General features: G+C 51.6%; 1 protein-coding gene. It reads right to left on the minus strand.

Annotation, left to right across the window (positions count from 1 at the left end; genetic code table 11):
• Positions 1-267: hypothetical protein (locus ACO0LK_RS27075; RefSeq protein WP_422980618.1), on the minus strand; the 267-nt coding region annotated here is incomplete at its 3' end.
• Between the last annotated feature and the right edge of the window lie 14 nt (positions 268-281).

The following is a 281-nucleotide window of genomic DNA, read 5'->3' on the forward strand; positions in this document are numbered from 1 at the left end:
CGTCAGTTGATGCGGGGTATTGCCTATGAATGTGATGACCGGTGTGCTCAGGGACAAGGCATTGCGTGCTGCTACCAGGGCATTGTATTCAGATGCCGTAATCACCAGGGCTGAATTGGCGGAGATGTTTTCAATACCGGACAGTTGTGCACCCGCCAGGTTGATCGCACCGTAAGTAACCAGTGTATCGTTACCATTACCCAGGTTGATGGTGTCTGTCACGACACGGGCCACTGCTGTTGCTGTGGATTGTGTATTGAGGTTCACACCGTTTTCTGTCA

The sequence above is a fragment of the Undibacterium sp. Ji49W genome (assembly GCF_049340205.1).
Lineage (GTDB): Bacteria > Pseudomonadota > Gammaproteobacteria > Burkholderiales > Burkholderiaceae_D > Undibacterium.